The following is a 12406-nucleotide window of genomic DNA, read 5'->3' on the forward strand; positions in this document are numbered from 1 at the left end:
CCCTCCAGCCCCGTAAAACCATTCGAACCTCATAACATGATTAGGCAAGGAGACAGGAACGTATGAAGAAACGCTGGTGGATCGTCGGCTCCGTCGCTGCCGTACTGGCCGTGGGAGCCGCAAGCATGACCCTGATGGGCTCACAGCAGGCAGCGGGAACGCCTGTCAGCGTGGGAAAGGTCACCACGGCCGCGCTGGAGACCAAGGTACTCACCTCCGGGATCGTCACCGTCGAAGACAAGCAGCGGATATACGCCAACGTCAACGGAATCCTGCGCGAGTTTGCCGTGAAGGAGGGGGATGCCGTCAAAAAGGGACAGGTCATCGGCAAGATCGACACCTCCGACGTGGACAGCCGGATCATGGAGATCGACGCGCAGATCGAACTGGCCCGGGCCAACCTGTCCAAGGCACAGGCCGGCAGCGAACCGGAAGAACTGGCGCAGGAGCGGGAACGCGTCGCCCAGACGGAGCGGGATTACGACAACGCCAAACGGGAGTACGAACGCATTCGGCAGCTTCATGAGTCGGGCGCCACGACCCAGCAGGAGCTGGACAAGGCGAAGGCGCAGGTGGACTCCGCGCTGTCCGCGCTCAACGTGGCCAGGCAGCAGTACGCGCTGAAGCAAAAAGGGCCGCGCAGGGAAGAGATCGCCTCCCTAGAGGCGCAGATCAACTCCCGCCTGGCGGAGAAAGCCCTGCTGGAAAAAGAACGCGTGCAAAGCGTGCTGGTCGCGCCGGCCGACGGAACGGTCATCGAGCGGGCCGCAGAAAACGGCCAATACGTGAACAAGGGAACGGAAATCCTGACGCTGGCCAATCTGAACCATCTGCTGATCGAGGCGGACATCAACGAGTCCGACGTCAGCAAGATCAGGCTGGGGCAGACCGCGGTGATCGAAGGCAGCGCGCTGGGCAAGCAAAAGCTGAGCGCCAAGGTGATCCGCATCTCCCCGATCGCCGTCACAACGCCAAACAGCTCGGGCCAAGGGGAGAAGACCCGGGTAAAAGTGACGCTGGAACCGAGCGGCGACCTGTCCGCCTTGAAACCGGGCTTCCACGTCGACATCGACATCTCCGTGGAAAAGATCGACAACGCCCTGCAGGTGCCGATCGAAGCGGTTCAGCAGGATGCGGACGGCAGCACGTTTGTCTGGGTGGCGGAGAACGGCGTGGCGAAAAAGCGGAAAGTGATCGTGGGTGTGGAAAACGAGCTGTTCGCTGAGATCAAGTCGGGGTTGAAAGGGGACGAACAGGTGATTCTCGGTCCGTTTGACTCCCTCCAGGAGAACGCCCCGGTCCAGCCATCCGCGGAACCGCAGAATTCGGGCATCTAACCTGTTCGGAAGAAAGGAGGTCGACCGATGCTGCACGTCGAAGGCCTGACAAAATCGTACAAGACGGGCGAGTCGGTACTGCCCATCCTGAAAGGCGTCTCGCTCACCGTGGAAAAAGGGGAATTCGTCGCCATCATGGGGCCGTCCGGCTCCGGCAAATCGACATTCATGAACATGCTCGGCTGCCTCGACAGGCCCGATTCCGGCACCTACACGCTGGACGGGATTGAGGTCAGCAAACTGACCGACAAGCAGCTCGCGCAAGTGCGCAATCAAAAAATCGGCTTCGTCTTTCAATCCTTTAATCTCCTGGCCCGTTCCACGGCGCTGCACAACGTGGAACTGCCGATGATGTACGCCGGCGTAGGACGGGCGGAACGGCGAAAACGGGCGCTGGAGGCGCTTGGGCGCGTCGGGCTGGCCGAGCGCGTCCACCACAAGCCGACACAGCTCTCCGGGGGGCAGCGGCAGCGTGTGGCCATTGCCCGCGCGCTGGTCAACCGGCCGTCCATCCTGCTGGCTGACGAGCCGACCGGCAACCTGGACAGCCGCTCCGGCACCGAAATCATGGCCATGTTTCAGGAACTGCACAGCCAGGGCGTCACCATCATCCTGGTTACGCACGAGCCGGACATCGCCCGGCACGCGGAACGCATCGTCACGTTCAAGGACGGCGTCATCATTCGTGACGAACGGGTGGAAAACCGGCTGACTGCCGTTCCGTCCGACGAGGTGATCACGACATGAACGTCTGGGAAAGTTTTCGCAGCGCCCTGGAAGGCATTTGGGCGAACAAGATGCGCTCCGGCTTGACGATGCTGGGGATTGTGATCGGGATTACCTCGGTGATCGCCGTCACCGCGCTGGGAGAAGGCGGACAGAAAGCCATCGTCAGCGAGATGGAGAAATTCGGTCAAAACTCGTTCAACGTCTTCGTTGACTTCGACAGCAAGGAAGAGCATGCGCCGGACGACCTCACCGTGGAGGACGCCGACGTGCTGAGCAAAATCAGTCCCAACATCGAGCACATCGTACCGATGAACCAAACCACGGCGATGCTCAAGGGGCCGAAAAAGGAAGAGCGCGTCAACCTGTACGCCACGACGGCCGATTTTCCGAAGGTGCAGCCGACCGTAAAAGTGTCCAGGGGACGTTTTTTCAGCGCGGCGGATGACAAGGAGCTGCGGGCGGTGGTCGTCCTCGAGGAGGAGCTGGCGACGAAGCTGTTCGGCCGGATGAACCCGTTGGGCCAGCGCGTCCGCATGGGCAGCACCTCGCTGGTCGTGATCGGCACGTTCAAGGAGGACAAGTTTCGCTTCGACATGGAGCAGTCCTACAGCGCCTACGTGCCCATCCGGTTTGACCAGAGCCGGTACGAAGAGCCGTGGGTCAGCTACCTGATCGGCAAGGCGACCGACAAGGAGTCGGTCAATGCCGCCATGCAGCAGTCGATCCAGTACCTGAGCCGCAAGCACCAGAAAGAAGGCCACTACCGGGCCGTGAGCATGCAGCAGCAGGTCAGCCAGTTCAACCAGGTGACCGGCACACTGACGATGGTATTCAGCGTGATCGCGGGCATTTCACTGGTCGTCGGCGGCGTGGGCGTGATGAACATCATGCTCGTCTCCGTCACCGAGCGGACCCGCGAGATCGGCATCCGCAAAGCGCTGGGAGCGCGGCGAAGGGACATTCTCGTCCAGTTTCTGATCGAGTCGGTGATCGTCTGCCTGATTGGCGGTCTGATCGGGGTCCTGCTCGGCCTCGGCACCGCCGCGCTGATTTCCTACTTCGCCAAGCTGCCGCCGCTCATGTCCTGGCACAGCGTGTTTATCGCCTTTGCCTTTTCCAGCGCGATCGGCATCTTTTTCGGCCTCTATCCGGCCAACAAGGCGGCCAAGCTGGACCCGATCGATGCGCTGCGCTACGAATAACGCCACCTTCGCTGCGGCTTTTCGCCAAGCCGCACGGGAGCGTCCGCCGACCTGATGGCCTGATTCCGGACGGGACGCAAAAAAAGCACCTGCAAGCGCTACGCTTCAGGTGCTATTCAATAGAGGGCAGGGGTGTCCGTGACCAGCTTCAGGAGAAAAAAGAGCGTAATCCCCACGCTGGCCACCGTCCACCAGAGCCATTTGCCTTCGGGCTTGCCCTCCTTGTAGATGCCGATCAGCCGCCAAGTGCCTACCGCCACGCAGAAGATGCTGACAAGCAGCAGGATTGTCCCCACGGGGCTCCCCCCTTCCCTTCTTTTAGCTATATGGGAAAGGCGGGGAAAAAATCCCTGTACGCTGCCTATCTGTCCCTTTTCCCCAGCCGGGACAAGATATCGCGTCCCCGCTCCTTGACGGATTCATCCTTGACCAAGAGCTGCCGCTTTTTCATCAGGCCGTTTTTCGACGTGTCCGGCCGCTGCTTCCGGCCGCCAGCGCCCGCCGTCAACTGTACTTGCCTCCGCCTTTTTTGTCGTACTCCTCCAGCAGTTCGGCAAAGCTCTTGTTGCGCTCCCGCTCTTCCTGCTCCCGCCGTCTGCGCTCCGCCGCTTCCTTCTCCTCCCGCTCGCGGGCAGCCTGTACCTCCCGCTCCAGCATTTTCAGCTTGTCCAGCGCTTCCTGGCTCAGCATCTCTTTCAGGTTCAGACCCGTTTTCGCCTCCGCGGCAGCCGGTTGTGCAGTCGGCCGCTGCGGTTTGCGCTGTTTCTTTGCCATGGACCATCGTCTCCTTTCACCGTTGCCTGTTCATCATCACTGCCGCTTCCGGTCATACTAACACCATGCGACACAAGAGGAGGGCAGATGATGGTACGAAATAAGGAAAAAGATTTCGGCAAGACCCCCGAGATCCGCGGGCCGAAAGCCCAATCCGAAGCGGTCCGCTCTGACGGCTCCATCAATAGTGAACCACAAGAGCGGCTAAAAGAAAACCGGTAAGAATGACACGCGCGAAACAACCGCCGGGCCTTTACTTCGCGCGGCGGTTGTTTCTGGACTTCCGTTGACCGGGGCCGCCGACGGGCGGACGCTCCTGCCTGAGCAGGGTAAGCTTCTCGGCAAACCGGCAACTGGCAGCCGGCTTTCCACAGCCGTTTGGCCATGTCCCGCTCCGTCTCCCGCCGCGGCAGTTCCTTGAATCCCCCCGCCTTGATCAGCGCCGCACGGGGAATGGACACGTGCTCCGTGCCAAACAGCACCCAGGGTCTCCGGAATCCTTCCAGCCTGGTTCCAAACTTGTCGCAAATGGCCTGCCGCCGATCCGCTTCCGGGCAGGGCAAACCGATGTGAAACGGCAGTCCGCTGGCAATCGGTTTTTCTTCCAGGAGCGGCACCACACAGGCGCTGGAATGGGGCCGTTTGATCTGCGGGTAATGTTCCAGCCAGGCGCTGCATTCCTCCATCTGGGCCGGGCTGAATCGCGGATCGTAGACGGAATAAATACGGCGCTCCCCCAATCCCAGCAGGACCTGCTTCGCTTCCTGCGCGTGAACGTGCTCGTGGGTGCCGACAAACTCCCGAGGCACGATCATGCTGCCGGACAGGAAGACGATGATCTCCCCCTTTGCCCGGGAAATGCCCGCGTTCAGCAGACGGTGCATCGCAAGCCGTCTCCGGAATCGCTGACAGTGCAGGGAATAGTGGGCAGGGAAGGCGGTCACCTTATCGCTCGTGTCGTCCTGGGACGCGTTGTCCAGGACGATCACTTCAAATTGGTCAAACGGCGTATACTGCAGGTTGAGGCTGAACAGGGTGTACAGGAGCCGATCGGCCGCATTTCTTGTCGGAATGACGACGCTGGTAAACATCGGATCTCCCCCTTTTTATACCCTATGCACGACCGCGTCCAATGGAACGGGAGCAGTCTGGCCGTGCCTGCGCATTCGCGAAAAGGCCGAGTCGAATGCTCACAACACAACCTTCGCCGGGAGGAGGTGCTCACGATGGACCGCAAGCAAAAGACGGAAGTGAATGAAGACGTCTCGATCGATGGCACGCTTCCCCATCAGATCAGCGCACCCGATTTCAAAAACTCGACCCGCTCCATGCAAAAACCGTTCGTCAACGAACACGGCGTCGTGATTGGCGACAGCTTCTACAATTCGCCCGAATCGCCGCTCAACCAGTGGAGCACGGAGACGGACCCGTCCGTCATGTCCGGCGACAAATGGGTTCACCCGACCAACGACATCGGCTGGAACACGGCGGAAAACAAGGGTCTGCTGGAAGACAAGCCGCCCAAAGGGGTGCCGTTCATGCACCCGACTCACGACGTCAGCATCGGCAAGGATTGACGACGACGACGCTTGCGCCGCTGTGCCATCAGCGGCGTTTTTCCCGTTTATGGTACAATGGATGTACATGACCTGTGAGAGAGGAGTCCCATCATGAGCATCCACGTGACCATCGAACCGGCGTTTGCCCAGGCCTACCAGCGATACGCCGGATTCCGCCCCGGCGACACGCTGCGCCTGTACGTCCGCACGGGCGGTCCCGGCACCGGCGGCCTGTTTTACGCGATAGAAAAAGACGAGGTTCAGTCGGGCGACGCGGTCTTCGAGGTGGAGGGCATGCGCTTTGTGATCCGCCCGAACGACTTCTGGTACTTTGACGGCGCCGAACTGCGCTACAACGCCTTGTACGGGGAATACGGCTTTACCTTTCACAATCCGCGTCTGGACGCATAGACACATCAAAAGCCGCCAAACCGGGCCCGCAGCCAGCCGGCCCCTTGCAGAGAAACTTTCCCCGCTGCTGTTCGTATATCCGGATGACAGCCTAGCATTACCGTTCGGGAGGAACTGGCATGAACAAAACCAGGTCGGCTCTATTGGCCCTTGGCGCTTTTCTGCTGACCAACCTGAAGTGGCTTGTGGGCCTCTTGAAATTTTCCAAATTCGGCACCACGCTGCTGTCGATGATCGTCAGCCTGTGGGCGTACGCCATGGTGTACGGCTGGAAATTCGCAGCAGCCATCGTCTATCTGATTTTTGTCCATGAAATGGGGCACGTCATCGCCGCCAAACGAAAGGGGATCAAAACGTCGCCGGCCGTGTTCATTCCCTTTGCCGGGGCGTTTATCGCGATGAAGGACCAGCCGCGCGACGCCGGCACCGAAGCGTATCTGGCCTACGGCGGGCCGCTGGCGGGCATGCTCGCCTTTTTGCCGGCCCTTCCCCTCTACTGGTGGACGCACGATCCGTTCTGGGCGCTGGTGATCTACCTCGGCGCGCTGCTCAACCTGTTTAACCTGCTGCCGGTCTCGCCGCTGGACGGCGGGCGGATCGTCTCCGTGCTGTCCACCAAACTCTGGTTCTTCGGCCTGCTCGGGCTGGGCGCCATGCTGTTAGCCAGCCCCGGTCCGATGATGGTCTTCATTTTTGTGATCGGGTTGATTACCTGGTGGAGCCGTGCGCGGGAAGGGTACCGGCAGCGCATGCTGCGGTACGAAAAAGAAAAGCTGGAGGGCGTACTGCAGGAGATTGCCCGCTGGCCGCTTCTGGACTCGTCGATCGAGACCCGGGAACGGCTCTACGCCGAGAAAGAGGAGGCGTTCGCCGCCCAAGCGCCCAAAGGCTTCCTGATCCCGTTTTTGCAGGATGACAAACGCTTTGTCCGCGACCGCATCGCCATGGACAAGGAGTATGCGGAGCGGACCTGGGAATTGTTCCGGAAGTGGGAGCACGAACCGGTGCTGTTCGTGGACGGCGATCCGTCCCGTCCCGCTCCCTCCGCGCTGCTCACCGAAGCGGAACAGGCCGCCCGCCAACGGCTGGCCCAGGTGGAGGAGCTCCTGCACCGTCTGACGACGTATTATGAGGCACCGGCCTCCACCAAGTGGAAAGTGCTGATCGCCTATCTCGCCCTGGCCGGCGTGCTCTCCGCCTTCTTCGTCTACGGCCAGCACCTGCTGCACGTGCGCTGACGAGCCGCCTTTTCCGTACAGGCCTCTGCGGGCCGTTGCGGGAGCAAAAACACGTGAGACGGCCACCTTACCGCCGTTTTTCCCGGGCAGCGGGTCCCCAGGGGCCGGGACGCCGGTTTTTCGGCTTTGTGCATCAGGGACCAATCTTGTATCATAAAAAAAGAATCAATCAAAATATTCCAGAGAGGATGACTGTTTGCTTGGAGAGTATTCCGATAGTGCTGAACCTGCTGCTTGTCGCTTTTCTCGTCTTTCTGAACGGCTTTTTCGTAGCCGCCGAATTCGCCCTCGTCAAAGTGCGCCAGACGCGTTTGACCCAACTGGTGAATGAAGGGCACAAACGGGCCGGCTTCGCGCAAAAAGTGACGCAAAAGCTGGACGCCTACCTGTCCGCCTGCCAGGTGGGGATTACGCTGGCCTCGCTTGGTCTCGGCTGGGTCGGTGAACCGGCGATTGCGCACATGATCGTCGAGCCGCTGCTGCACAACTTCGCGCTGCCCGACTACGTGATTTCCGCGATTTCGTTCGGCGTGGCCTTTGCCATCATCACGTTCCTGCACATCGTGTTGGGGGAACTGGCGCCGAAATCGCTGGCCATTCAGAAAGCGGAAGCGACCTCGCTGTGGGTGGCAGCACCGTTGATGCTGTTTTACAAGATAATGTACCCGGCCATCTGGGTCCTGAACGGAACCGCCAACCGGCTGCTGAAGTGGGCCGGACTGGAACCGGTGTCCGAACACGAAGCGGCCCACACGGAAGAGGAAATTCGCCTGCTGGTCAACCAGAGCCATCAAAGCGGCCACATCGACCAGACCGAACTTTCGCTCGTGGAGCACGTGTTTGACTTTTCCGAAACCCTGGCCCGGGAAGTCATGATCCCGCGCATCGACATGGTTTGCCTGTATACCTCCAACACGTTCGAGGAGAACCTTGAAATTATTCGCACCGAGCGCCACACGCGCTTTCCGGTGGCGAACGAAGATAAGGACAACATCGTCGGGTTTGTCCACGCAACCGACTTTTACCTGGCCGCCCTGCAGAACAAGGACGTGCGGCTGGAGGATTTCCTCCGCCCCGTGCTGACCGTGCCGGAATCGATGGAGATCAGCCACGTGCTGCGGCTGATGCAGAAAAAGCGCTCGCAGTTGGCGATCGTCATCGACGAATACGGCGGAACGGCCGGTCTGGTCACCATGGAAGACATCCTGGAAGAGATCGTCGGCGACATTCAGGACGAGTTTGACACGGACGAACGTCCCGACATCGAAAAGACGGTCGACGGCCTGTCCGTCGCCGGGAAGACCCTGCTGACCGATCTGAACGACCACCTGCCGTTTGAACTGGTGTCCGAAGACGTCGATACCATTGGCGGCTGGCTGTACAGCCAGCTCGAAGAAGAGATTGCCGTCGGCGCTTCCGTCGAGTGGGAAAACCACCTGTTTACGGTGACCGACATGGACAATCACCGCATCACCCGTGTCGCCATCGAACGGCTGACCCCGGCGGAAGAGGAGCAGCCGCAGCCGGTGTCGAACGTCTCCTGACCCATCCACTGACGAACAACGCAGCCACCTGTTTCCCAAGGGAGCAGGTGGTTTTTTCATGATCTGGATCAAACCGGAAGATCATCCTCTTCTTTTTTTCTTGTGGGCCATGGGTCCGGTATGTATAATGAGTTCCGTTACGATACGCTGAATCGCAAGAGCGGGGGACCCAACAATCGGGGTGAATCTCATGAACATGAGTAGGGCTACCCATCTGCCCGAACCCGTCAGCTAACCTCGTAAGCGCAGGATGAGGAGGATGCATCATGGACAATCGTGACTAGCCCTCATTTGTTTTTCACTGACAACACATCGAAAAACAAAGTGAGGCAAACATCATGGTAACGAAATTGAAACGCTTCCTGATCGGCCGTCCGATGAAATCAACGGAACTGGCAGAAGAAAAGCTGACCAAGCTGAAAGCATTGGCCGTTCTGTCGTCGGACGCCCTTTCCTCCGTGGCGTATGGCACGGAGCAAATTTTGCTGGTATTGATGGCGGTCGGCTTCTCCGCCCTCTGGTACTCGATTCCCATTTCCCTTGCCGTCTTGGGGCTGCTGCTGGTTCTCATCCTTTCGTACCGGCAAACCATCTATGCCTATCCGTCCGGCGGGGGAGCATACATTGTCGCCAAGGAAAATCTCGGTGTGCCGTTCGGCCTGGTAGCCGGCGGCTCTCTCCTCGTCGACTACATCCTGACCGTGGCCGTCAGCGCCTCTGCCGGTACGGATGCGATTACGTCGGCATTTCCGTCCCTGCATGAAGACCGGGTCCTGATTGCCGTCTTCATGATTGCGGTCTTGACCATCCTGAATCTTCGGGGGATTACCGAATCGGCGACCATTCTTGCCTACCCGGTCTACTTGTTCATTGTTGCCATCCTGGTCTTGATTGGCGCGGGTGTTTTTCAGTTTGCGACCGGCGCCGTTCCCTTCACGGGGACAACCTACGGGGCGGCGGTCAACGGGATCAGCCTGTTTCTGCTCGTAAAGGCGTTTAGTTCCGGCTGTTCGGCGCTGACCGGCGTCGAAGCCGTGTCAAACGCGATTCCCAACTTCAAAGCACCGGCCGAGAAAAATGCGGCCCGCACCCTGATGATGATGGGGGCGATTCTGGGCGTGATGTTCATGGGCATCAGCCTGCTGGCCTACTGGTATGGCATCACCCCCACTGCCAAGGAAACGGTCGTGTCCCAGATCGCTGCCGCCACGTTTGGCCGCGGCATGATGTACTACTTCATCCAGGCCGTCACGGCACTCATTCTGTTCCTGGCTGCCAACACCGCGTTTTCCGCATTTCCGCTGCTGGCGTTCATGCTTGCCAAGGACAAGTTCATGCCGCACATGTTCATGATGCGCGGAGACCGGCTGGGCTTTTCCAACGGCATCATCGTCCTGGGCGTGTTTTCGGCCATTCTGATCGTCATCTTCCACGGTGATACGGAAAATTTGATTCCGCTTTATGCCATTGGCGTGTTCATCCCGTTTACGCTGTCCCAAGCCGGAATGATGAAGCGGTGGATCACGTTGAAGCCGTCCGGCTGGGCCGTTCCCTTCCTGATCAACACCGTCGGCATGCTGACGACCTTGACCATTACGCTCATTTTTGTCGTAACGAAGTTCTCGCAAATCTGGATGGTCTTTCTCTTCCTCCCGGCGGTGATTCTGGCCTTCCGCAAAATCAACCAGCACTACCGGGATATTGCGGACGAACTGCGAATTGACATCGCCACCGAAAAACCGGTGGTAAAGGGCAGTGTCATCGTCATCCCCGTCGCCGGCGTGACCAAAGTGGTGTCCAGCACGATTGGCTATGCGAAATCGCTGACGGACAACGTGGTCGCCGTGTATGTGGGGTTTGACGAAGAATCCATCAAAAAAATGGAAGCGAAATGGGAGCAGTGGAACCCGGGCGTACGCTTGATCGTGCTGCGCTCCCGCTATCGGAGCATTATCAGGCCCTTGATGAAATTCATCGAGACCGTGGAATGGAAAACGGCCGATACCGACCACGTTACGGTCCTGATTCCCCAGTTTATCACGAAGAAATGGTGGCACAATTTTCTGCACAACCAAACCAGTTGGTTGATTCGGGCGTATCTCTACACCCGGCGCGACGTCACCATCGCGACGTTCCCGTATCACCTGCAAAAATGAGAATCCGCAGCCAAAACGAGGGCTGCCCCGCACGTCATGGGGCAGCCCTCTTGCATTCGCCGGCATGTCCGGATGCCGGCGCCTCGTCAGAAGAACGACAAGCCAACCGCGAAAATAATCCCGGAGACAAGCAGCGTCGTGACGCAGTATCCCATGATATCCCGTACACCCAGCCCCGCAATGGCCAGCGCCGGCAGCGCCCAGAACGGCTGCGCCATGTTCATCCACGCCTCCCCGTAAGCAATGGCCATGGCGGCAATCCCCGGGTCGACCCCCAACTGCTGTGCCGCCGGCATGATGAACGGCCCCTGCACGACCCAGTGTCCGCCGCCGGAAGGGACAAAAAAGTTCACGAAACCGGAACTGAGGAAAGCGAGGAACGGGAAGGTCTCCGGCGTGGAGATGGAAATGAACGCGTTGGTCATCATTCCGCCCAGGCCGGATTCTTCCATCATCCCCTGAATCCCCGCGTAAAACGGAAATTGAATGATGATTCCCGCCGTTCCTTTTGCCGCATGGGCAATGGCGTTCATGTACGAAAGCGGGGTCCCGTGCAGGAGCAGCCCGGTGGCAAAGAACAGCAGATTCACGGTATTGATGTCCACCTTAAACCCTTTGTTCGCAAAGTAGTACACCAGGTACGCATAGCCCAGAAGGGAAATGAGAATGGACAGCGCCCGGCTGTTTTCCATGGCAACCGCAAACGATTTTGGCGAGGGCGCGGGAGTCGCAGCAGCCGTGGCGACTTCGTCATCCCCAAGCAGTCGCCGGTCGATCTCCACCACGTCTTTTCCGGTCGGCATCATCATGCGCGTCATGATCGGCAGGGTAATCAGCAAAGCGACGGTGATGAACAGGTTGTAGTCGGTGAAAATCGTTTGGGTCAGCGGAATCAGACCGGCGGTTTTTTCCATCGGATTGCCCGGCGTGGCGGCAACCAGCGGAATGGAGCCGGAGAGTCCGCCATGCCAGGTGAGGAACCCGATATACGCACAGGCGATCAAAAAGCGGTAATCGGAACCGGGTACACGCTTCGCCACCTCTTTGGCAAACAGCGCCCCCACAATCAGGCCGAATCCCCAGTTCAACAGCGAAGCAAGCGCCGCCCCCAACGTGACCAGGACCACGCCTTGTGCGGGCGTTTTCGCCACCCCGGCCAACCGGGTCAAATACCGTTTGAGGAGGGGAGAGCTGGCAAGGGCATGTCCCGTCACCAACACCAGGCTCATTTGCATGGCGAACGCAAGCAGGTTCCAAAAGCCGCTTCCCCAAAACTGCACCATCTCAAGCGGACCGTGCTCCGTAAAGATGAGGCCGGACAGAAACAGGACAATGGTGAGAATAAGGGCAAACACGAATGGATCGGGCAGGTACTTCTGAACGAGCGTAGAGAAGAAACGTGACAGCGCTTTCATAAATGTCCTCCTTGCATGATGGTGTCGCTCATCCATTATTC

The 12406-nt window shown here is 59.2% G+C and carries 13 protein-coding genes and 1 riboswitch; of the genes, 8 read left to right on the forward strand and 5 right to left on the reverse strand.

What is annotated here, in order from left to right; genetic code table 11:
- The first annotated feature begins 62 nt into the window (after nt 1-62).
- The 3 genes from A6764_RS20035 to A6764_RS20045 are packed head-to-tail and all read left to right on the forward strand — an operon-like array spanning nt 63 to nt 3268.
- The gene (locus tag A6764_RS20035) at nt 63-1337 is read left to right on the forward strand and encodes an efflux RND transporter periplasmic adaptor subunit (RefSeq protein WP_065067743.1); all 1275 of its coding nucleotides are present in this window, start codon (nt 63-65) and stop codon (nt 1335-1337) included.
- A 27-nt stretch (nt 1338-1364) separates the two neighbouring features.
- Nucleotides 1365-2084: an ABC transporter ATP-binding protein gene (locus A6764_RS20040; protein ID WP_035299065.1), complete on the forward strand. Its 720-nt coding sequence runs from the start codon at nt 1365-1367 to the stop codon at nt 2082-2084.
- Nucleotides 2081-3268 (forward strand): ABC transporter permease, encoded by a 1188-nt coding sequence (locus A6764_RS20045; RefSeq protein ID WP_044897089.1) that lies wholly within the window; start codon nt 2081-2083, stop codon nt 3266-3268. The genes A6764_RS20040 and A6764_RS20045 overlap by 4 nt, the downstream gene beginning before the upstream one ends.
- Before the next feature lie 116 nt (nt 3269-3384).
- Here the strand turns inward: A6764_RS20045 and A6764_RS20050 are convergent, their stop codons facing one another.
- The 4 genes from A6764_RS20050 to A6764_RS20065 all read right to left on the reverse strand — a co-directional run bounded on the left by A6764_RS20050 (nt 3385) and on the right by A6764_RS20065 (nt 5133).
- On the reverse strand, nt 3385-3564 hold the full coding sequence (locus tag A6764_RS20050) for a hypothetical protein (protein ID WP_029100697.1): 180 nt from the start codon (nt 3562-3564) through the stop codon (nt 3385-3387).
- A 65-nt stretch (nt 3565-3629) separates the two neighbouring features.
- Nucleotides 3630-3776 carry a hypothetical protein gene (locus tag A6764_RS20055; RefSeq protein ID WP_160297061.1) on the reverse strand — a complete coding sequence of 49 codons (147 nt, stop codon included), beginning with the start codon at nt 3774-3776 and terminating at the stop codon, nt 3630-3632.
- Entirely contained in the window at nt 3773-4042 is a 270-nt protein-coding gene (locus A6764_RS20060; protein WP_044897088.1) for a DUF3886 domain-containing protein, read from the reverse strand. Before A6764_RS20060 ends, A6764_RS20055 begins: the two co-directional genes overlap by 4 nt.
- A complete protein-coding gene (locus A6764_RS20065) occupies nt 3970-5133 on the reverse strand; it encodes a glycosyltransferase family 2 protein (RefSeq protein ID WP_255309739.1) in 1164 nt (387 codons plus the stop codon). Before A6764_RS20065 ends, A6764_RS20060 begins: the two co-directional genes overlap by 73 nt.
- Nucleotides 5134-5268: 135 nt before the next feature.
- Here A6764_RS20065 and A6764_RS20070 point away from each other — a divergent pair, with 135 nt between their 5' ends.
- The 5 genes from A6764_RS20070 (at nt 5269) to A6764_RS20090 (ending at nt 10950) form a co-directional block, all read left to right on the forward strand.
- The gene (locus tag A6764_RS20070) at nt 5269-5619 is read left to right on the forward strand and encodes a DUF3905 domain-containing protein (RefSeq protein WP_029100701.1); all 351 of its coding nucleotides are present in this window, start codon (nt 5269-5271) and stop codon (nt 5617-5619) included.
- A gap of 93 nt (nt 5620-5712) precedes the next feature.
- Nucleotides 5713-6012: an iron-sulfur cluster biosynthesis family protein gene (locus A6764_RS20075; RefSeq protein WP_065067742.1), complete on the forward strand. Its 300-nt coding sequence runs from the start codon at nt 5713-5715 to the stop codon at nt 6010-6012.
- Nucleotides 6013-6131: 119 nt separating this feature from the next.
- Nucleotides 6132-7250 (forward strand): site-2 protease family protein, encoded by a 1119-nt coding sequence (locus A6764_RS20080; RefSeq protein WP_065067741.1) that lies wholly within the window; start codon nt 6132-6134, stop codon nt 7248-7250.
- A 200-nt stretch (nt 7251-7450) separates the two neighbouring features.
- Nucleotides 7451-8794, forward strand: a complete 1344-nt coding sequence (locus A6764_RS20085) for a hemolysin family protein (protein ID WP_035299057.1) — start codon at nt 7451-7453, stop codon at nt 8792-8794.
- Between the two features lie 135 nt (nt 8795-8929).
- Nucleotides 8930-9054, forward strand: a riboswitch (cyclic di-AMP (ydaO/yuaA leader).
- 78 nt (nt 9055-9132) lie between these two features.
- Complete coding sequence (locus tag A6764_RS20090) at nt 9133-10950, forward strand: APC family permease (protein ID WP_035299056.1); 1818 nt, start codon at nt 9133-9135, stop codon at nt 10948-10950.
- 86 nt (nt 10951-11036) lie between these two features.
- Here the strand turns inward: A6764_RS20090 and A6764_RS20095 are convergent, their stop codons facing one another.
- On the reverse strand, nt 11037-12365 hold the full coding sequence (locus A6764_RS20095) for a TIGR00366 family protein (protein WP_035299054.1): 1329 nt from the start codon (nt 12363-12365) through the stop codon (nt 11037-11039).
- Between the last annotated feature and the right edge of the window lie 41 nt (nt 12366-12406).

Origin of the sequence: Brevibacillus sp. WF146 (assembly GCF_001673705.2) — a bacterium.
In the GTDB taxonomy this organism is placed as follows: domain Bacteria; phylum Bacillota; class Bacilli; order Brevibacillales; family Brevibacillaceae; genus Brevibacillus; species Brevibacillus thermoruber.

Excerpts from the sequence above, each read along its gene's own strand:
- A6764_RS20075 (WP_065067742.1), top strand. The coding sequence starts at position 5,713 with ATGAGCATCCACGTGACCATCGAACCGGCGTTTGCCCAGGCCTACCAG.
- A6764_RS20060 (WP_044897088.1), bottom strand. The coding sequence starts at position 4,042 with ATGGCAAAGAAACAGCGCAAACCGCAGCGGCCGACTGCACAACCGGCT.
- A6764_RS20090 (WP_035299056.1), top strand. The coding sequence starts at position 9,133 with ATGGTAACGAAATTGAAACGCTTCCTGATCGGCCGTCCGATGAAATCA.
- A6764_RS20035 (WP_065067743.1), top strand. The coding sequence starts at position 63 with ATGAAGAAACGCTGGTGGATCGTCGGCTCCGTCGCTGCCGTACTGGCC.
- A6764_RS20095 (WP_035299054.1), bottom strand. The coding sequence starts at position 12,365 with ATGAAAGCGCTGTCACGTTTCTTCTCTACGCTCGTTCAGAAGTACCTG.
- A6764_RS20045 (WP_044897089.1), top strand. The coding sequence starts at position 2,081 with ATGAACGTCTGGGAAAGTTTTCGCAGCGCCCTGGAAGGCATTTGGGCG.
- A6764_RS20040 (WP_035299065.1), top strand. The coding sequence starts at position 1,365 with ATGCTGCACGTCGAAGGCCTGACAAAATCGTACAAGACGGGCGAGTCG.
- A6764_RS20080 (WP_065067741.1), top strand. The coding sequence starts at position 6,132 with ATGAACAAAACCAGGTCGGCTCTATTGGCCCTTGGCGCTTTTCTGCTG.
- A6764_RS20070 (WP_029100701.1), top strand. The coding sequence starts at position 5,269 with ATGGACCGCAAGCAAAAGACGGAAGTGAATGAAGACGTCTCGATCGAT.
- A6764_RS20065 (WP_255309739.1), bottom strand. The coding sequence starts at position 5,133 with ATGTTTACCAGCGTCGTCATTCCGACAAGAAATGCGGCCGATCGGCTC.